This window comes from Natronomonas salsuginis (assembly GCF_005239135.1).
Lineage (GTDB): Archaea > Halobacteriota > Halobacteria > Halobacteriales > Haloarculaceae > Natronomonas > Natronomonas salsuginis.
Genome location: NZ_QKNX01000003.1, coordinates 382,996 through 401,620, shown reverse-complemented (window position 1 = coordinate 401,620; position 18,625 = coordinate 382,996). Strand labels below are relative to the sequence as shown.

21 protein-coding genes and 2 pseudogenes are annotated in these 18,625 nt (G+C 66.8%); 12 read left to right on the top strand and 11 right to left on the bottom strand.

Going from position 1 to position 18,625, the window contains the following annotated elements; all coding sequences use genetic code 11:
- The 3 genes and pseudogenes from DM868_RS10375 to DM868_RS10365 all read right to left on the bottom strand — a co-directional run.
- Positions 1 to 163 (bottom strand): annotated as a pseudogene (locus DM868_RS10375) (alpha-ketoacid dehydrogenase subunit beta); the annotation flags it as partial.
- On the bottom strand, positions 160 to 1,281 hold the full coding sequence (gene pdhA / locus DM868_RS10370; RefSeq protein ID WP_137276806.1) for a pyruvate dehydrogenase (acetyl-transferring) E1 component subunit alpha: 1,122 nt from the start codon (positions 1,279 to 1,281) through the stop codon (positions 160 to 162). The pseudogene DM868_RS10375 and the gene pdhA, both read right to left, overlap by 4 nt.
- 89 nt (positions 1,282 to 1,370) lie before the next feature.
- Entirely contained in the window at positions 1,371 to 1,973 is a 603-nt protein-coding gene (locus tag DM868_RS10365) for a DUF7474 family protein (RefSeq protein ID WP_137276805.1), read from the bottom strand.
- 102 nt (positions 1,974 to 2,075) lie between these two features.
- Here DM868_RS10365 and DM868_RS10360 point away from each other — a divergent pair, with 102 nt between their 5' ends.
- Entirely contained in the window at positions 2,076 to 3,155 is a 1,080-nt protein-coding gene (locus DM868_RS10360; protein WP_137276804.1) for a DNA primase large subunit PriL, read from the top strand.
- Between the two features lie 39 nt (positions 3,156 to 3,194).
- Here the strand turns inward: DM868_RS10360 and DM868_RS10355 are convergent, their stop codons facing one another.
- Positions 3,195 to 3,392 (bottom strand): DUF7472 family protein, encoded by a 198-nt coding sequence (locus DM868_RS10355; RefSeq protein ID WP_137276803.1) that lies wholly within the window; start codon positions 3,390 to 3,392, stop codon positions 3,195 to 3,197.
- Positions 3,393 to 3,657: 265 nt separating this feature from the next.
- On the opposite strand from DM868_RS10355, the gene DM868_RS10350 reads away from it, so the two are divergent.
- Both DM868_RS10350 and ygfZ read left to right on the top strand, forming a co-directional pair.
- Positions 3,658 to 3,963 (top strand): DUF6432 family protein, encoded by a 306-nt coding sequence (locus DM868_RS10350; RefSeq protein WP_137276802.1) that lies wholly within the window; start codon positions 3,658 to 3,660, stop codon positions 3,961 to 3,963.
- A 50-nt stretch (positions 3,964 to 4,013) separates the two neighbouring features.
- Positions 4,014 to 5,105: a CAF17-like 4Fe-4S cluster assembly/insertion protein YgfZ gene (gene ygfZ / locus DM868_RS10345; protein WP_137276801.1), complete on the top strand. Its 1,092-nt coding sequence runs from the start codon at positions 4,014 to 4,016 to the stop codon at positions 5,103 to 5,105.
- A gap of 21 nt (positions 5,106 to 5,126) precedes the next feature.
- On the opposite strand, the gene DM868_RS10340 is transcribed toward ygfZ, so the two are convergent.
- Positions 5,127 to 6,695 carry a tryptophan--tRNA ligase gene (locus tag DM868_RS10340; RefSeq protein WP_137276800.1) on the bottom strand — a complete coding sequence of 523 codons (1,569 nt, stop codon included), beginning with the start codon at positions 6,693 to 6,695 and terminating at the stop codon, positions 5,127 to 5,129.
- A gap of 191 nt (positions 6,696 to 6,886) precedes the next feature.
- Between DM868_RS10340 and DM868_RS10335 the strand changes: the two genes are divergently transcribed.
- Complete coding sequence (locus tag DM868_RS10335; RefSeq protein WP_137276799.1) at positions 6,887 to 7,123, top strand: DUF2061 domain-containing protein; 237 nt, start codon at positions 6,887 to 6,889, stop codon at positions 7,121 to 7,123.
- Positions 7,124 to 7,153: 30 nt separating this feature from the next.
- Here the strand turns inward: DM868_RS10335 and endA are convergent, their stop codons facing one another.
- The 3 genes from endA to DM868_RS10320 all read right to left on the bottom strand — a co-directional run bounded on the left by endA (position 7,154) and on the right by DM868_RS10320 (position 9,795).
- Positions 7,154 to 8,161: a tRNA-intron lyase gene (gene endA / locus DM868_RS10330; protein ID WP_137276798.1), complete on the bottom strand. Its 1,008-nt coding sequence runs from the start codon at positions 8,159 to 8,161 to the stop codon at positions 7,154 to 7,156.
- A gap of 77 nt (positions 8,162 to 8,238) precedes the next feature.
- Positions 8,239 to 8,961 carry an endonuclease NucS domain-containing protein gene (locus tag DM868_RS10325; protein ID WP_137276797.1) on the bottom strand — a complete coding sequence of 241 codons (723 nt, stop codon included), beginning with the start codon at positions 8,959 to 8,961 and terminating at the stop codon, positions 8,239 to 8,241.
- 93 nt (positions 8,962 to 9,054) lie between these two features.
- Entirely contained in the window at positions 9,055 to 9,795 is a 741-nt protein-coding gene (locus tag DM868_RS10320) for a sulfite exporter TauE/SafE family protein (RefSeq protein WP_246049060.1), read from the bottom strand.
- 300 nt (positions 9,796 to 10,095) lie between these two features.
- Here DM868_RS10320 and DM868_RS15900 point away from each other — a divergent pair.
- The 4 genes and pseudogenes from DM868_RS15900 to DM868_RS10305 all read left to right on the top strand — a co-directional run.
- A pseudogene (locus DM868_RS15900) lies at positions 10,096 to 10,227 on the top strand (hypothetical protein); the annotation flags it as partial.
- A gap of 2 nt (positions 10,228 to 10,229) precedes the next feature.
- On the top strand, positions 10,230 to 10,526 hold the full coding sequence (locus DM868_RS10315) for a hypothetical protein (protein ID WP_137276795.1): 297 nt from the start codon (positions 10,230 to 10,232) through the stop codon (positions 10,524 to 10,526).
- Between the two features lie 15 nt (positions 10,527 to 10,541).
- Entirely contained in the window at positions 10,542 to 10,829 is a 288-nt protein-coding gene (locus DM868_RS10310) for a transcriptional regulator FilR1 domain-containing protein (protein ID WP_449289567.1), read from the top strand.
- A 178-nt stretch (positions 10,830 to 11,007) separates the two neighbouring features.
- Positions 11,008 to 12,003: an ornithine cyclodeaminase family protein gene (locus DM868_RS10305; protein ID WP_137276793.1), complete on the top strand. Its 996-nt coding sequence runs from the start codon at positions 11,008 to 11,010 to the stop codon at positions 12,001 to 12,003.
- Between the two features lie 5 nt (positions 12,004 to 12,008).
- On the opposite strand, the gene DM868_RS10300 is transcribed toward DM868_RS10305, so the two are convergent.
- The gene (locus DM868_RS10300; protein ID WP_137276792.1) at positions 12,009 to 12,704 is read right to left on the bottom strand and encodes a DUF7530 family protein; all 696 of its coding nucleotides are present in this window, start codon (positions 12,702 to 12,704) and stop codon (positions 12,009 to 12,011) included.
- On the bottom strand, positions 12,704 to 13,591 hold the full coding sequence (locus DM868_RS10295) for an NAD(P)H-binding protein (RefSeq protein ID WP_137276791.1): 888 nt from the start codon (positions 13,589 to 13,591) through the stop codon (positions 12,704 to 12,706). The genes DM868_RS10300 and DM868_RS10295 overlap by 1 nt, the downstream gene beginning before the upstream one ends.
- A gap of 241 nt (positions 13,592 to 13,832) precedes the next feature.
- Here DM868_RS10295 and DM868_RS10290 point away from each other — a divergent pair, with 241 nt between their 5' ends.
- The 3 genes from DM868_RS10290 to DM868_RS10280 all read left to right on the top strand — a co-directional run bounded on the left by DM868_RS10290 (position 13,833) and on the right by DM868_RS10280 (position 17,373).
- Positions 13,833 to 14,039 (top strand): DUF7561 family protein, encoded by a 207-nt coding sequence (locus tag DM868_RS10290; protein ID WP_137276790.1) that lies wholly within the window; start codon positions 13,833 to 13,835, stop codon positions 14,037 to 14,039.
- A 134-nt stretch (positions 14,040 to 14,173) separates the two neighbouring features.
- Complete coding sequence (gene alaS, locus DM868_RS10285; RefSeq protein WP_137276789.1) at positions 14,174 to 16,963, top strand: alanine--tRNA ligase; 2,790 nt, start codon at positions 14,174 to 14,176, stop codon at positions 16,961 to 16,963.
- A 122-nt stretch (positions 16,964 to 17,085) separates the two neighbouring features.
- A complete protein-coding gene (locus DM868_RS10280; protein ID WP_394347529.1) occupies positions 17,086 to 17,373 on the top strand; it encodes a hypothetical protein in 288 nt (95 codons plus the stop codon).
- 14 nt (positions 17,374 to 17,387) lie between these two features.
- Here DM868_RS10280 and DM868_RS10275 read toward each other — a convergent pair whose 3' ends face one another.
- Positions 17,388 to 17,675: a DUF5789 family protein gene (locus tag DM868_RS10275; protein ID WP_137276788.1), complete on the bottom strand. Its 288-nt coding sequence runs from the start codon at positions 17,673 to 17,675 to the stop codon at positions 17,388 to 17,390.
- Between the two features lie 140 nt (positions 17,676 to 17,815).
- Here DM868_RS10275 and DM868_RS10270 point away from each other — a divergent pair, with 140 nt between their 5' ends.
- The gene (locus DM868_RS10270) at positions 17,816 to 18,586 is read left to right on the top strand and encodes a PHP domain-containing protein (protein WP_137276787.1); all 771 of its coding nucleotides are present in this window, start codon (positions 17,816 to 17,818) and stop codon (positions 18,584 to 18,586) included.
- Positions 18,587 to 18,625: the final 39 nt, after the last annotated feature.

Below are 18,625 nucleotides of genomic sequence, written 5' to 3'. Positions count from 1 at the left end.
CGGTGGCGCGGAAAACGCCGCCGTTCTTGCCGACGTCCTCGCCGAGAACGAGCACGTCCTCGTCGCGTTCCATCTCGCTTCGCAGCCCGTCGCGGACCGCCTGTACCAGCGTCAAACTCTGCGTCTCTGTCTCGGTATCGGTATCGGATGATTGCGTACTCATTCCAGTAGTTCCTCGTCGCCGTAGCGCTCGCGTAGCTGTTCGAGATGGGCCGCCTGGGCGGCCACCGGATCCGTCCGTTCGGCGAACACGTTGTCGAACATATCGCTCGGTTCCGGACGGGAAGTGCTTTCGGCGGCCTCGATCGCCTCTGCGACCTCGTCTTCGACCGACTGGCCGATCGCGTCGACCGATTCGTCGTCGAGCAGCCCCCGATCGCGGAGGTACGTCTCCAGTCTCGGAATCGGATCCTTCTGTCGCCAGCGTTCGACCTCGTCGTCGTCGCGGTAGACTGAGGGGTCGTCCGCCGTGGTGTGCGCGCCGAAGCGGTACTGCACCGCCTCGATGAGCGTCGGCCGGGTCGCGCGGCCCGGGCTCTCGTCGCTCGCCGCCTCCGGATCGTTCGCCTTCGTGACGGCGTCGCGCGTCACCTGATACACCGCGAGCGGGTCCATCCCGTCGACCTGCACACCCTCGAACCCGTAGGCATGGGCCTTCTGAGCGAGCGTTTCGGAGGCCGACTGGCGCTCTCTGGGGACCGAGATTGCCCACTGGTTGTTGTTACAGAAGAAGATCGCCGGCAGGTCGAAGACGCCGGCGAAGTTCAGCCCCTCGTGGAAGTCACCCTCGCTCGTCGCGCCGTCCCCGAAGTAACAGAGGAACGCCGCGTCGTCGCCGCGCAGATCGGCCGCCCACGACGCGCCCGTCGCGTGCAGTATCTGGGTCGCGATCGGCACCGCGACGGGGAAGACGTTCAGCCCGCGGTGGGCGTTGCCGCGCTCGTCGCCCATCCAGTAGCGGAGCGTCCGGTCGAGGCCGACGCCGCGGACGTGTGCCGCCGCGTGTTCGCGGTAGCTCGGGAAGAGCCAGTCGCTGTCGTCGAGCGCCATCGCGCTGCCGACCTGGGCGGCCTCCTGTCCCGACAGCGGCGGATACGTCCCCATCCGACCCTGTCGCTGGAGGCTGACCGCGCGACCGTCGAAGTGGCGAGCCAGCCGCATCTCGCGGTACATTTCGACGATCGAGTCGTCGTCGATGTCGGGCACCGTCGCGCCCTCACGTACCGTCCCTTCCTCGTCGAGTATCTGCACCCGGTCGCGCGGACCGCGTGACACACTCATGGGTCCCACCGTCGCATACCGTACACCTCCGCTCCCGGCGTGATAGTGTTTGCGTCGATGCAAAATAAATTGACAATCGAACGCCGACCTCACTCCTCGGCGGCGGAGACGCGGCGGTCGATGACGGCCTTCGCCTCGGTGGCAGCCTGCTTCCAACCATACCCCTGCTCGTAGACGTGTCGCTTCGAGTCGACGAGTTCCTCGGGCGAGGACTCCTCGAAACCGCCGCGAGTCCACGTCCCCGACTCCACGAGCCACTCGATCGTGTTCTCGCGGGCCTCCTCCCAAGAGAGGCCGACCATCTCGTAGAACGCGACCATGGCGAACACGGAGTGGTCGTGCGCACCCGAGACGCTCCCCTCCTCGTAGATCGTCTGAAGCGGTTCGAACGTCGGGCGCGAGACGCGGTCCTTGTACTCCTCCGGCGGCAACAGCCGTATCGAACCGTCCTCCTCGACGACCCGCTGATCGCTTTCGAGGCGACCGAACACGGCCGAGTGAAGGCCGCTCCAACGCTCCGGCACGTCCGCGCGCAGCGCGTCCTCGTCGGCGTACTCGCGGGCCGAAAGCGGGCCCAACAGGTCGGTGTAGGCCTTCTCGATGTGGCGACGGTCGGTCCCCTCGAACTCACAACCGGGGTCGTGGAGGTTGCTCGTCGTCCGACAGCCGGGACAGCGGTACCTGAGGCGCACGTTGCTCGTGTGTCGTCGCCGCCGCCCAAAGGCGTATCGCTCGCCGGGCGGTCGGATCGAACAGGTCGGTGCGTTTATCGGCACCGGGGCGATAGCGGGGGTATGGAGCGGCTCCACGCCCGATACCCGTTTCTGGACGCCTCGCGGGCAGCCGTCGAAGCCGCCGGAATCGACCTCGCGGAGCTCGTCGCGGCGGGCGGCCCGGCCGTCGAGCGCGGCCACGAGCGCGTCGAACGGGCGTTGATGGACGGGACGACCGCAGCCGAGGAGCCGCGGCTGTGGAGCGTCCGCGCGGAGTTACTCTCGTACCCCATCGCCCGCGTGCTCGTCTCGCTGCTCGACGTGCCGGGGGCGATCGAGAAGTACGCGGCGGCGGAGGCGGCGACGGCGAGAGAGCGGTTCGTCGAGGACTTCGAGGCGGATCTCGAACTCAAGAGCGCCGGGGGCGAACGGTTGACGCTCGATCGACTGCTCGCCGATTTCGACCTGTCGGGGCGGGTCGAGGCGATCGGCGACGGCCGGTTCGGCCTCGACGTGACGGCGTATCTCGAACTCGCCGCCGCGCTGGAGGAGCCGCAGTGGCGACTCGCCCGTCGTCCCCTCTCGGACGGTACGGTACCCGTCGGACGCCCGGCGCTGTACACCCTGCTTCGGGAGGCGGTCGGCCGGCGGGTTCGGGATGGGCTTCCGCTCCCGGTGCCTGCCGAGATCGAGGAGCCGCTGTCGGCGGAGCTGGCGTCGCTCCGGCGCTCGATCGCCGACATCGACCCGCCGATGTCATTCGAGACGGTGACGCCGGGGCTGTTCCCGCCGTGCATGCGCGCGCTCCTGTCGCGGGCGCGCGACGACGGGGGGCTGGGCCGATTAACCGACCACTCGCGGTTCTCGCTGGTGTCGTTTCTGCTCGCGACCGGCCTCGACGCGGAGGGCGTGATCGCGCTGTGCGACGTGCCGGAGAGCGACCGCGGGTCGGTCCGCGCGCAGATCGATCGGCTGGCGGACGAGGATGGACCGGTCGCCGCACCCCCCTCGTGCGTCGTGATGGACGAGTACGGTGACTGCGTCAACGCGGACGACACCTGCGAGACGATCCGGCACCCCCTCTCGTACTACGAGACGGAACTCCGACAGACGCCCGACGATCGGGTCACTGATTGGCGTCGTCAGTCGGAAACGCGGTGACTCGCGGGGGAGGATACTGAGAGCGCGGACGGTCGAACGTCAGTAGCGTCGCGAGAGGCCGAGGCCGATCGCTGACATGAACACGATGAAAAAGACGATCGCGCCGACTAGCGCGAGGCCTCCCTGATCGGTCAGCGCGCCGTCGTAGTAGGTGGTTCCGATCCAGAGGATGATCGCGGCGAGTGTCCCGACGCCGAACAACGCGACGACGGCTTCGACGGCGGCGTCCCGATCCATACCCACGAGTGTGATGGTGTGGGAGAAAAACGCTTCGAAGGCGGGGCGCGAGCAACGTGAGCGCCCCGGAACGGTGAGCGGGGAGCAACGCGACCCGCGAACGGCGTGTTCCGAGCGAGAGCGAGGAACACGAATTGGCGAACGGCGACGACAGGAGCCGTGAGTGGCGGAGCGGGGCGCGAGCAACGTGAGCGCCCCGGAACGACACTCCCGTCGAACGCGCGTCCGCCGAACGGTTAAGCCGACGCCGGTCGAACCGGCGTGTATGCAGGCGAAGCGGGAGTATCGCGATCGAGACGAGACGGAAGTCGCAGTGCTCGACACCCTCGTCGACCGAACCGACGAGGGAATGACCGTGTTCGAGCTGCGAAGCGGCGTCGAGGTCGACATCGACGAGCTCGAGGCGGCGCTCGCGGAACTCAAAGAGGCCGGACTCATCACCGTCGAGAACGACGACGGCCCGATGCGGATCTACCCCCACGACCGCGTCGTCCCGGACGCGAGTTCGGCGGACGCTGACGACGAACGGTCGTCGCTTCTCGACAACATCCGCGAGCGAATCGGGCTGTAGACGTCGCCGAGACGCGGTCGTTTTACCCCTCCGGACCGTTCGGGGCGACAATGACAGTCGTCTCGGAGCTACACGAATCCCACGGCGCGACGTTCACCGAACGCGGCGGTCGTCGGGTCGTCGACCACTACGGCCGGCCCGAACGGGTCCATCGGGCCGTCAGAAACGTCGTCGGAACGATCGAGATGGGGTACGGCGTCGTCGAGGTGACCGGTTCTGATCGGGTCGATTTCGTCGACAACGCCGTCTCGAACCGGGTCCCCGAGGAGGACAGCCGGGGCGTCTACGCGCTGTTGCTCGACCCCCAGGGGCGGATCGAGACGGAACTGTACGTCTACAACGCCGACGAGAAACTGCTGTGTTTCGTCCCGCCGGGGGCGGCGGCGGAACTCGCCAAGGAGTGGGACGAAAAGACGTTCATTCAGGACGTCACGGTTCGGGCTGCGAGCGATGATTTCGGCGTGTTCGGCGTCCACGGTCCGAAGGCGACCGAGAAGGTCGCCTCGGTGCTCACCGGCCCGAGTTCGCCCGACGAGCCACTGTCGTTCGTGCGCGGGCGGATCGGCGGTTGGGGCGTCACCGTCGTCCGGACGGACGATCTGACCGGCGAGGAGGGCTACGAGGTGATCTGCGCCGCCGCAGACGCCGCGAACGTCTTCGACGCGCTGATCAACCACGGGCTGAACGCCGCGCCGTTCGGCTACCGAACACTCGAATACCTGTATCTCGAAGCCGGAACGCCGCGTTTCGAGACTGAGTTGGCGGGCACTGTTCCGAACGTGCTCGGCCTCCGGAACGCCCTCGATTTCGAGAAGGGCTGTTACGTCGGCCAGGAGGTCGTCTCGAAGATCGAGAACCGCGGCCAGCCGTCGCGCCGACTCGTCGGACTCGAACTCGAATTTGATGCGATTCCAACGGGCGGAGCGGCGGTGTTCGACGGCGACGGGCACGTCGGTGAGGTCACGCGCGCCGACTACAGCCCGTCGCTCGACGCGCCGATCGCGCTTGCGCTGGTCGACTACGGACTCGAAGCGGGGGAGTTGACAGTTCGCGTCGGCGGAGATGATGTCGGGGCAGCGGTCGTCGACCTCCCGTTTGTCGAGGGGTCGTCGCGGTCGGGGCGACTGCCGCAGTACCCGTAATTCGTCGCGACCCGGACTCGGCTACCGCTTTCTCGGACTGTCCAACTCGATGTCGATCCCGTCGAGTACGTCCTTCGCCTCCTCGCGTTTCTCTTGGTGCGCTTCGAGGAACTCGGCCATGAGCTCCGCGGCCTGCTCCTTGCAGCCGCCGCAGAGGCGCTCGCCCCCGACACACTCCTCGTAGACGCGGGTAGCGAACTCGTCGTCGTCGCCCGACAGCAGATACGCGTACAGCTCGTAGACGGGACACTCGTCGGCCTCCCCGCCCAACTCGCGCTGTTCTTCGGCGGTTTCGCGGCCGCCGGTCGTCGCGGATTTCACCTTGTCGTAGCCGTCTTCGGGGTCGTCGAGCAGGCTGATGTGACTCGCGGGGATCGACGAGGACATCTTTCCCCCCGTCAGCCCGGACATGAACCGGTGGTAGATCGACGACGGTGGGAGGAAGCCGTAGCCGCCGTGGTCGAGTTCCACCTGACGGGCGAGCTCCTCGGCCGCCTCGCGGTCGAGATCGAAGCTGTCGACGTGGCCCTCGTAGACGCGCTTTTCGCCCTCGACGGCCTCGATGAGCGCCTCGAATGCGTCGTCGGTCGCGTTGCGATCGAGAAAGCGGACGCGGGGCCGAAGCGGCTCTTTGCCACCGGACTCAAGCGTTTCGATGGTGCTTTCGAGCGAAGCCGAATCGGGGCGTTCGGCGTCGAGCCACGCCGCGGCGTCGGTACACCGAACGTCGGTTTCGGGATCGTCGACGTCGGCAGCGAGCGCCTCGTAAGCACGTGTGACGAGGGCGCGCTCTTGATCGTCCAGCTCGAAGCTCGCGTACGCCTCGGTCACCTTGAAGTACCGCATCCGCCCGGCGAGATCGCGGGCGAGCCGCATGTGGGGATCCTGGTCCGGGCCGACGGGGATGACGGTGGGCTTCGGCTCGTCGAGTTGCGGGTAGAGGATATCGGCCATCTGGGTGACGACCGACTGCATGTAGGAGACCTCGGTCTCGCCGTCGAAGTCGTAGATCGCGCCGAGTTCGGAGAAGTTCGCCTTCGTCCCGAGTTCGAAGGCGAGGTCCTGGACGTCACGATTGGTAGACTGCCGGTAGAGCTCGCCTTCCTCGGGGTCGAACCCGAGCGCGATGAGCGACAGCAGATAGCTCTCGGTGTGCTCGTCGATCTCGTCCCACGACAGCCCGCGGGCGGCGTGCGCCTCAAGATCCGCGATGAGCCCGTAGGCGTCCCCGCCGCGCTCTTGGTGCCAGATCAGCTCGTCGAACACCAGCTTGTGTCCGATGTGGGGGTCGCCGGTCGGCATGAACCCCGACAGGACGGCGAACGGATCGCCGTTCGTCATCGCGTCTGCGACCGACCGGTAATTGCGGTGACCAAAGATGACACCGCGGCGCATCAGGTAGTGCGGTGTCGGCACGCGCGGCAACACGTCGTCGAAGGACTCGATGCCGAACTCCTCGAAGAGCTTCCGGTAATCGTCGACGGTCGAGGAGCCCCACGGGTCGAGGGCCACGGTATCGGCTCCTTTCGTCCCGCCGTCACTCCGAACGGCCGGCGCGCCCTCTCGGTCGTGGGTTCCGTCGTCTGCCATGTACGGGCGTCGGGGTGGTCGGCTCAAAAACCGTTCGTTTGGCTCACACGGCGTCCGATCGGTCGAGAGGTGGGGACCGAAGGTCGTTACGTCCGGACGCTGCACTGCGGTATGTAAACTTAATATGGTTACTAATCGGCAAAACGTAACTTTATATAGATACTTATTGCACGAGGAACGGTGTGTGTCGCATGGCGTCGACGATCCTCTCTCGGTCCGCGTTGCAGGCGCGACGGCGCGCGATCGTCAAGACGCTCTGCTATCGGCTGTTCATGCTCGCGATCACGGTCACGATCGCGTTCGTCGTCGTCGGGGACCTCGGCGACGCGGTGAACATCGGGCTCGCCGCAAACGTGCTGAAAACCGGGACGTACTACCTCTACGAGCGGCTGTGGGACCGAATCGCGTGGGGCGTCGAGACGGTCTGACGGTCCCGACCGCGGCTCGCGTCCGCCGCCTCAGGGCGTCAAGCGACCGACCGACAGCCACCGAACCGAATCGGTCCCGACGAGCGCGAACACCATCCGCTTTCTGACGCCGTGGGCGAGTCGGACGTCGAGCGCGATGTCGCGCGGCGAGCGCTCGGCGTCAGCGTCGAGGACGCGAACGAGTAGTTCGGAGTGGCCGAGCTCGTCGACGTGTTCGACCGTCTCGTAGGTCCGAAAGTCCGCGCCGAATTTGAAGCCGGTCTTCGGGACGACACCGCAGGCTCGGAGGGTTCGGTAGACGGTCAACCGTCGACCGAACCGGTCGCCCTCGACCGATCGGCCGCGGGACTCGATCGCGTCCGCCCCGCCCTCGACGGAGAGGACGCCGCGGTCGGCGAGATACGCCGCCTCCAGGAGCGACAGCTGGAGGGCGTCGTCGTCGCCGTCGAGCGGCTGACCGTAGAAGCCGCGCTCGTAGAGGTCGGCGGGCGGACTCCAACAGATCGCGCGGTCGCCGAGCAGCGTTCCCTCGACGTCCGGAGGCGTTTCGAGGAGGCTGTCGCCGCCGATCGCCGGGCGGTCAGTCTCCAGATACGTCAGCTCGCTCTCCTCGTCGACGACCGCCAACACGGCGTCGCCGAGCGAGGCGACCGATACGGCGGTGCGTTCGCCGACCACGCGAACCCGATACTCGACGGTTCCGTCCCACGGCCCGTCGCCGCGGGGGTGGACGACGAAGTCGACGCCCGTTGGCTCCGCGACCCACCCCTCGCGCGCCGGAGAGACGTAGAAACCCCGCTGGCGGAGGTCCTTGTAGACGAGAAACCGGGCGACGATCCCGTCGTTGTCGGCGAGGAACTCCTGGAGACCGGCTCCGTCGACCGCGTCGAGATCGCCGCGGTACAGCAGGTGGGCGGCCTCGATTGGATCGAGGACGACACCGTCGCCGCGGGGGCGGCCGTAGCCGCTGGAGTCGTAGTACCGCTCGCGACCGTTCGGGCCGACCTCGACGAGTCCGTCGGCCAGGTGGCCTTGCATGAATGGCTCTGGCGCGCGCGCCCGTATATCCGCTACGGTCGGCGCGGGCGGCCCGGCGAGTCGGCGGAGGAGCCGCGTCATGCGGCGTCCGCGCTCGAACAGGCGCTGTCGAGACAGCGCGTGCCGTTGGCGGTCTCGAACAGCGGCAGCCCGCAGCCACAGGAGCCGCCGATCGTCTCGTCCGGGATGGCAAACCCGGTGTCGCAGTCGGGGTACCGCTCGCAGCCGGCGATGAGCCCACCGCGTCTGAGGACCCGAAGCGCGCCGCCGCAGTTCGGACAGTCCCACTCGCGGTCGAACCGATCGCTGACGGCGTCGAGGAGGGAGCCACACGCGTAATCCAGACACAGCTCGAAGCGCTCGCCGCGATCGACCAGAAACGTCGGGAGGCCGCAGTCGCACGTCGAGTCGGTCATCGACGCCCCGCTCGGGAGCCCGAACCGCTCGGCGCAGTCGAGACACGCGACGGTCGTTCCGGACCGAACCAGCGTCCCCCCACAGCGACATGGCCCGACCGGCGTGCCGGCGGCCGTGGCGTCGTGGTCGTCGACCGCCACGTCGCCGACGGCCTCGATTCGAAGCGTCTCGGCCCCGTCGCTGGCGACGAGCCACAGGGGATCGCGGGTGATCGAGAGCGATTCGGGGCGGGTCAGCCACGCGACCGGCTGATAGCCGTCGACGTCGTGGACCAACACGGTGTTGTCCGGTTTGACGATGGTGAGTACTCGGCCGCGCACGGTTCGCTCGCGGTGGCCGGACGCGTGAATGAGACAGTCCCCGGCGATGGTTCGAATCGACATGGGCCGTCTGGCCGCGTTTCGATATATGAATGCTCGGGGAGAGCGCGGCCACGGAACCCCGACCCACGGCCGATCGTGCGGCAGCGGGCAATCTCAGGTGACGCCGAGTCCACCGGTGAGCAATCGGAGTCCGACGACGGTCAGCAGTCCGAGCACCAGCGCTCTTCGAAACCGTTCATCGATCCCAGCCCGGAGTCGTTTTCCGATCGCGACGCCGGCGACCGCCGGGATAACAGCGACGGCGGACGCCGCGGCGAGGATCGGGTTCGGATAGAGTCCGAACGCGCCCGCGATGGCGACCCGAATCCCGTTGAGACCCAAGAACACCAGCGCGACGACGCCGACGAACAGCCCGTGCGAGAGATCGAAGCTCCGGAGGTACGCGATGAGTTGGACGCCGACGTTGGTCCCGCCGAACACGACGCCGGAGACGGCACCGACGCCGGCCATTCCGAGTCGCGTCTTGGCGACATCGCGGGTACCGGTCTCCGATATACCGGGGAGAGGAACGCGGCGTTGGGCGGTCGAAACGAACCCCAGAGTCAGGACCCCGAGACCAAGGCGGAGCGGGGCTTGCGGCACGCTGTCGAGGACGGCCATGCCGGCGATCGTTCCGACCAGCGCAGCGGCGATCACGGGCCAGAATCGCCGACTGCAGGACCGCAGCTCCCTCCGAGAGAGGTCACGCACCAGCGAGACGTTCACCGCGAGAATGGGGACGATCATGAACACGACGGCCGTTGCGGGGTCCAGCATCGTCGCGAGCGCCATCGTTCCGATGAGGGCGAAGCCGAAACTGGCAATGCCGTTTGTGGCACCCGAAACGATCACGATGGCAACCCGAGACACAGCATCCGACGCGACAGCACCGACGAACAACCGGCCCGACGACGCCGAAGACGCGCGGTTGATCCGGCTGCAACCCCGCCACGGCCCTCAACCGAAACGATTCCGGTAACGCACCGCTGCGAATCGTACGTGTTTCTACAACCGACGACACGAGTGCGAACGCTTTCCGTGGACGCCCTTCTCCAGCATCCGTCCAGCGTGGCAAATATGTGCATCACGTGCACAACTCATATGTGTGGGTAGTTCACAATAAAAACCGACAGATGTGGCTTCGTCGGGACGAACATGAGTGACGAATCGACGCCGGAGACACCGAAAACGACTGGAACGACCCCGCTCGAGCAGATCCGGTTTCTGGCACGGGCCGAATCGCGCGTCGGTATCCTGGAGCACCTCGCCGATGTCGAATCGGCGACACAGTGCGACCTCCGGACGCAGTTGGACGCCCCCAGAACGACGATCGCCCGATCGTTATCGACGAATTCTCCGGAATGCTCGACACCGCTCGGACGGTGTCGGAACTGTCGGAGTTCCTGCGCTGGATGCCCACCGACGCGTCCACGCCCGACTTTCCGCGCCTCCGCGACGGCGACCCCCACGCGCCGGGGCGAAAGCAGACCGAGATACTCCGTACGGCGGACCGACTGCGGTTTTTGCTCCCGTCGGTCGGTCTCGAGGGGACCAAAACCCTCACCGAGGAGACCACGGGAAGCTGACTTGAAGCCGAGACGATTCTGTCGCCGAGTCTCGAGTCGACGTTCGAATCCGACGAGTTCGCCCCGTACGTACGAGAGATGATCGACTCGGGGCGATCGACGCTGTTCGTTGCCGAGCGCAATCTGCCGTTCTATCTGGGGCTGGCCGACGACGGGCGCATCCAGATCGGCGTGGAGGACGACGCGGGGTTTCCCCGATCACTGCTCGAAACGACCGACGCGGACGTTCGGGCGTGGGCCGAAGGGGTGTACCGAACGTATTGCGAGCAGGCGAGACGCAAGCCGCTCGACGACTTCGAGTAACGGCCGAGGTGTGCACGGCATGCACGGTTCCCGCGAAGTAACATTGTACATCCCGGCAGTGGTGGGGTGGAGAGACACCTAGCACCGGCGCCGGATGCGAGGTTCTCGCCGCCGATTCAGCGGGTGGCGACGAAACCCGTGCCGATAGTATAAATACTGCCAGTCGGAAATTTTCCACATGGAGACGCTACTGTTGAACCCCGACGACGTCGACGAGAACGCCGACATGGTGGAGATCATCGTCGCCGTCGAGGAGGCCTTCGCCGCCTACGAGGCCGGGCGCGTTCAGCTGCCCGCGAAGTCCTACATCGACCTCCCGCAGTACGACGGGGACTTCCGGTCGATGCCGGCGTACATGGACGCCGGGGACTGGGACGCCGCCGGGATCAAGTGGGTCAACGTCCACACGGACAATCCCGAGGCGTACGACCTGCCGACGGTGATGGGGACGATGATCTACTCCGACCCCCGCAACGCGTTCCCGCTCGCGGTGATGGACGGGACGTCGCTGACGCGCAAGCGAACCGGTGCGGCCGCCGCCGTCGCGACCGACCACCTCGCGGTCGAGGACGCGAGTTCGCTGGGAATCGTCGGGGCGGGCGTCCAATCGTACACGCAACTGGAGGCGATCAGCATCGTCCGGGACATCGAGACGGTGGTCGTCGCCGACACGCGCGAGGCGGCAATCGAGCGATTCGTCGCCCGCTTCGGCGACGAGTTCGACGTTCGCGGGGGGTCGATCGCCGAGGCCGCCGCCTGCGACGTTCTCTCGACGGTCACGCCCGTCGAGTCGCCGATCGTCGACGCTTCTGACCTCGGCGAGCACACGCACGTCAACGCGATGGGAGCGGACGCGCCCGACAAGAACGAACTCGCGGTCGACGTCGTCACCGCGGCGAAGCTCGTCATCGACGACTACGAGCAGTGCACCCACTCCGGGGAGATCAACGTCCCGTGGCGCGAGGGAGTCCTCACCGACGACGATCTGTACGGCGAGCTGGGTGAGATCGTCGCCGGCAAGCGCGAGGGGCGGACGCCCGACGACGGCGTGACGGTGTTCGATTCGACTGGCCTGGCGATCCAGGACGTCGCCGCCGCCCACGTCGTCTACGAGCGGGCGAACGAGGACGGCGAGGGGACGCCCTACGGGCTGGTCGACACGCGGGTCAGATAGCGGCGTCAGTACTCGCGACGGCGTAGCAAGACGAGCGACGATCCCGAGACGACGAGCACCGCCGCGACGTGGGCCGCGAGCGCCGCGAACAGCACGGGTTGCCCGGTGAGAAACGGCAACAGCGGCAGTTGGAGCAGGCCGAACACGACGGCCTCGCGGTCCGCCCGCCGGAGGACCGCCGCCGTCCGCGCGTCGAAGCGATATCGAATCGATCGCCACAGGCCGACGATCGACGCCCACCAGCCCGTGCCGATCCGATAGCAGAGGTCCCACAGGATGAGCAACATGAGATACACCGCGAGCGTCGGCGGCTCCGACCCGAAGAGCGTGTCGACGAGCGGCTCCGGGCTCCCGAGATCGAAGACGAACAGATGCGTGACGAGCGCGACGAACGCCAACACCGAGAGAACGACCTCGATGCTCGACCCGAACAGCAGGCGGCGGTAGGGTTCCGGCGTCTCCGGTTGACGGGCGGCGGCGCTGATTCGGAGCATCTCCGCGCTCCCCAACGCGGCGACGACGACGGCGGCCGTGCCGGCGACGGCGGCGGTTCGGAGGTCGTAGTACCACCCAAGCCCGAGGACGGCGACTTCGAAGACGGCGAGTTGAATGGCGATCGCCCCGCCGGGCGAAAGATCGATACCCGGCAGCGCGCCGATGATGCTCTCGTAGGCCCACGTCTCGCCGTGATCGGGCTCCATCAACGCTTCCCCCGGTCGGCGAGCGCCGACCGGATCGCCTCGTCGAACGGGGTCAACTCGACGTCAACATGCTCGTCGATGCCCCGATCCTCGACGACGACGGTGTTTCTGAGTCCCGCGATGAGCGGGCGGGCGACGCCCGTCGGGACGTCGGTGAGAAGCCGGAGCCACAGCGCCGAGATCCGAGGCGACAGAACGGGAACCGGGACGATGTAGGGCGGGCGACCCGAGAGGTGTTCGGCCGTGTGTTCGAGCATTTCGCGGTAGGTCAACACGTCCTGGCCGCCGATCTCGAAGGTCTCGCCCGCGGTCTTCGGCGTCTCCAAGACGCCGACGAGATAGGCGACCACGTCGTCGATGAAGATGGGTTGACATCTCGTCTGAATCCACCGCGGCGTCACCATGACCGGCAACCGCTCGGCCAGTTGCACGATCAACTCGAAGCTCGCCGATCCGTGCCCGACGATGATCGCGGCTCGCAGCGTCGTCAGGTCGAAATCTCCGGTTTCGAGGGTGTGTTCCACTTCGCGCCGCGATCGGAGGTGCGCCGACAGTTCGTCGGTGTCGTCGCCCAATCCGCCGAGGTATATCACGCGACCGATGCCGGCGGCGTCGGCCGCGTCGACGAAGGTCCTGGCGGCGAGGCGATCGCGCGCCGCGAAGTCGTCCCCCGAACCCATCGAGTGAACGAGGTAGTAGGCTGCGTCGACAGCCGGGAACTCGATCGGCGGGTCGAGGAGATCGCCCTCGAGCAGTTCGACGTCGTCGGGGCCGTCGTACCGAGTCGCGTCTCGAACCAACGCGACGACCTCGTGGCCCCGGTCGAGCAACGTCGGGAGCAGTCGGCTCCCGACGAAACCCGTCGCCCCCGTCACGAGCACGCGCATACTCAAACGCACGGCCCGTACCATCTTAAACGACCCGCGGGTCGGACCGCGAGACGACTGAGATCGTCGGCAATGTGATGATCGGGGCCACTGTGGCGTCTGTATAACGTATCGGCGGCGGGCTCGTCACGCGGTCAGTTCTTGTGGGCTGATTAGTGGCGACCCCGCCGGCGCGAGAGCCGATCACCGGACTCGACCGCCGACTCGGATGGCTTTTGTCTCGTCAGTTCGAAACCGGACCATGGCCACGGATCCGTGTGACGCCTGCGGTGCGGCCGTCCCGATCGGCGGCGGGATCGCCGGCATCTGGTCGTCCGACCCGGACGGGACCGGCGGAATGACGCTGGCGTTCGACGACGGCAGCGAGTACTTCCTCTGCTTTTCGTGTATCGACGATCTCCCCGACGAGCCAACGGCGGCGGATCTCGCCGATCTCGGCGGCGAGTGACGGTCAAACGAGCGTTTCGATGGGGCGTTAATCCGGATAGATGGGCTGAACCGGGCGAAAAGAGAGATCACGACGAGTCGAATCTCTTTGGACACTCGAAAACCCTTTAGCCGATCACGGGCGAAACGGGTGTAATGAGCGAACTCGACGAGGAATATCAACTCGAGTATTTCCACCAAGAGGGCTTCGAGCGGAAGGAGTGTCCCTCCTGCGGGGCGCACTTTTGGACGCGGGATCACGATCGGGAGCGATGCGGTGAACCGCCGTGTGCCGAATACGAGTTCATCGACAACCCGGGATTCGACGAGCCGTACAGCCTAGAGGAGATGCGCGAGGCGTTTCTCTCATTCTTCGAGGACCACGACCACGAGCGGATCGATCCGTACCCGGTCGCGGCGAACCGCTGGCGCGACGACGTGCTGTTGACGCAGGCGTCGATCTACGACTTTCAGCCGCTCGTCACGTCCGGTGAGACGCCGCCGCCGGCGAACCCGCTGTGCGTCTCGCAACCGTGTATCCGCATGCAGGACATTGACAACGTCGGGAAGACGGGGCGGCACACGATGGCCTTCGAGATGATGGCCCACCACGCGTTCAACGCGCGTGAGGACATCGAGAACCCCGATACGTACGCCTACGAGGGCGAGGTGTACTGGAAGAACGAGACGGTGCGGTACTGCGATGAGTTCCTCGACTCCCTCGGTGCCGACGTCGAGGACGTGACCTACATCGAGGACCCCTGGGTCGGCGGCGGCAACGCCGGCCCGGCGATTGAGGTCATCTACCGCGGGCTCGAACTCGCCACCCTCGTCTTCATGTGCATGGAGCAGGACCCCGGCGGCGAGTACGAGCTCAAAGACGGGAACACCTACTCGTTCATGGACACCTACATCGTCGACACGGGCTACGGGCTCGAGCGGTGGACCTGGATGTCCCAGGGGACGCCGACCGTCTACGAGGCGGTGTACCCGGAGATGATCGACTTCCTGAAAGAGCACGCCGGGATCGAACACAGCGACGAGGAGGCCGAACTGATCGGCAAGGCCGCGCGGCTCTCGGGCCAACTCGACATCGACGACGTCGACGACGTTGAGGCGGCACGCGGTGAGATTGCGGCGACGCTGGGCGTCGACGTCGGGACGCTCCGCGACCTCGTCGAACCGCTCGAGAACATCTACGCCATCGCCGATCACTGCCGGACGCTCGCGTACATGCTCGGCGACGGGATCGTCCCCTCGAACGTGGGCACCGGCTATTTGACCCGGATGGTGCTGCGCCGAACGAAGCGGCTGGCCGACACCGTGGGCGTGGACGCGCCGCTCGACGAGCTGGTCGACATGCAGGCCGAGCGACTGGGCTACAGGAACCGCGATACGATCCGCGAGATCGTCCGCACGGAGCTGGAGAAGTACCGCGAAACGCTCGAACGCGGCGGCCGACAGGTCGAACGGCTCGCCGCCGAGTACGCCGACCGCGACGAGCCGATCCCCCTCGAAGAGATCATCGAGCTGTACGACAGCCGCGGGATCCAACCCGACATGGTCGAAGAGATCGCCGCAGAGCACGGCGCAACCGTCGAGATCCCGGACAACTTCTACTCGCTCGTCGCGGCGCGACACAGCGGCGATGACGACGCAGAAGACGGCGGCGGCCCGACGGCTACAGGCGACGAGCGCGTCGCCGAGTTACCGGAGACGGAGAAGCTCTACTACGAGGAACCGGAGCGAGCCGAGTTCGAGGCGGTCGTTCTCGACGTCATCGAGCGCGAGGACGGCTACGACATCGTCCTCGATCAGACGATGTTCTACCCCGAGGGCGGCGGTCAGCCGGCCGACGTCGGAACGCTATCGAGCGACGACGAGACGGTCGAGGTGCTCGACGTCCAGGAATCGAACGGCGTCATCCTCCACCGGGCGGACGGCGATCCCGGGAAGGGCGAGTTCGTTCGCGGGGCGATCGACAGGACCAGACGGCGACGGCTGATGGCCCACCACACCGCGACGCACATCATCGGCGCGGCGGCGCGCGAGGTGCTCGGCGAACACGTTCGGCAGGCGGGCGCACAGAAGGGGGTCGAGTCCTCGCGGTTCGACATCCAACACTACGAGCGCATCTCCCGCGAGCAGGTAAAGCGCATCGAGCGCGTCGCGAACGAGATCGTCACCGACAACGTCGCGGTCAAACAGGAGTGGCCCGAGCGCCGGGAGGCCGAGGACAAGTACGGCTTCGATCTCTACCAGGGCGGGATTCCGCCGGGCGAGAAACTGCGATTGATCCACGTTGCGGAGGACGTTCAGGCGTGCGCCGGGACGCACGTCCTCCGGACGGGCGACATCGGGACGATCAAGATCCTCTCGACCGAGCGCGTCCAAGACGGCGTCGAGCGGATCGTCTTCGCGGCCGGCGACGCCGCGATCGAGGCGACCCAGCGGACCGAGGACGCCCTCTACGCGGCGGCGGAGACGCTCGACGTCTCGCCGCAGGAGGTCCCCGAGACCGCGGCGCGCTTCTTCGAGGAGTGGAAGGCGCGGGGCAAGCGCATCGAAGAGCTCAAAGAGCAGCTCGCAGCGGTGCGCGCGGAGGGCGACAGCGGCGGTGAGGAGGTCGATCTCGGGGACGCGACGGCCGTCATCCAGCGAGTCGATGCCGACATGGACGAACTGCGGGCGACGGCGAACGCGCTCGTCGAGAGCGGCTCCGTCGCGGTACTTGGCAGCGGTCTCGACGGCGCGACGTTCGTCGTGGCGGTGCCCAGCGGCGTCGACATCAACGCGGGGGCGGTCGTGAGCGAACTCGCCGGCCGCGTCGGGGGCGGCGGCGGCGGCCCGCCGGACTTCGCGCAGGGCGGCGGTCCCGACGTCGAGGCGCTCGACGACGCGCTCGACGATGCGGCCGACGTGTTGCGCCGGCTTTTACAGGCTTGAATTGTGAACGGGCGGTCCGCACTGTGTTATAAAAGCCGGGCGTACCGGGTGGCGAAATGGTCACTGCGTTCATCGGCTCGATCGTCGCCTTCGTCGTCGCGTTGCTCGTCGGCTGACTCGCCATCCGCGTCAGCGCGAGCCTCGTCGCCGACGTCCAGGACTACGGCCACGCGGTCGTGACGGCGCTCGTCGGCTCGATCGGCTGGGCGCTGCTTTCGTGGATTCCGCTGATCGGAACGCTGCTCGCGCTCGTCGTCTGGGTCGGCGTGATCAACTGGCGGTATCCGGGCGGCTGGACGCGAGCGGCGATCATCGGATTCGTCGCGTGGCTGTCGGCGCTCGTGATCCTCTTCGTGTTGAACGCGGTGTTCGGCCTCGGTATCGGGGCGTTCGGTGTCCCCGGCGTCTAAAATCGTGAACCCGTTCAGAAAGAAACCGGCTCGGGGCCCGTCTCGCCGATCGATGGCGCGTCGCGGTCCGAGTAGTTCGGTCGGCCGATCGCGTCCTTGGAGACGGCGGAGTACGCAGCGAGACGCGCGTCTTCGGCGTCTTCGAACGTCGTATCGCCGAGCCGTCCCAGCGCGTCGCCGAACGTCTCGTCGCCGTTCGGCAGTTCGAGGTCGACGTCGCCGTAGGCGGCGATGAGTTCCTCGGACGTCGCGGGATAGCTGTGGGCGTCGATCCGTTCGTTGAGAGCTGCGAGTGTTCGCATACATCACCAAAGTTCAGGATCCTTCATGAATGTTTGCTATAAACTCATTGGTCAGAGGTAAGGACATTTAGTGTCATTATATTCCATGATGGTTGCGGCGAAGCGGCGGCGCTTTGCCGGTTCGCACCGAACCGGACGACATGGTCGTCGCCGATCTCCACGTTCACACGACGAACTCTGACGGCTCGCTGACGCTCGAGACGCTCCCCGCGGTCGCCGAGGCCGTCGACGTTTCCGCAGTTGCGATCACCGATCACGACCGGTTGCACCCCGATCTTTCGACCCCGGTCGCCACGGTCGGCGGCGTGACGGTCGTCCACGGAATCGAACTCCGGGTCGATGCGGGCGAATTTCGGGTTGATCTGCTCGGCTACGGCGCGCGACGAACGCCGGCCTTGGAGGCGTTGATCGAGCGGTTACAGGCGGATCGGATCGAGCGCGGCCGGGAGATAATCGCGGGGGTCGAGGACCATCTCGGCGTCGAACTGCCGATCGAACCGCGGCCGGGACTCGGCCGACCGCACATCGCGGAGGCGATCGCGTCGGTGTCGGAGTACGACTACGCGGGCGCGTTCGAGGCGCTCATCGGCGACGGCGGTCCGTGTTACGTACCCAGAGCGATTCCGGCGTTCTCCGAGGGGCTCGACGTGTTGGAGAGCGCGTGTGGACTCGTCTCGCTCGCCCATCCGTACCGATACGACGATCCCAAGGAGGCGCTGAAGCTGTGCGTGAATCTGGATGCCGTCGAGCGGTTTTATCCGTACGACCGCGAGATCGACCCGCGGCCGATCGAGCGTGCGATGGCGCGATACGACCTCGTCGCGACCGGCGGGAGCGACGCCCACGGCGAGACGTTGGGGGCGGCTGGACTCGATGCCGACGCGTACCGCCGGTTCCGGGGCGCGCTCTGATCGCGGCGGAGCCGTCCGCCGTTCGTCCGACGGTCGAAT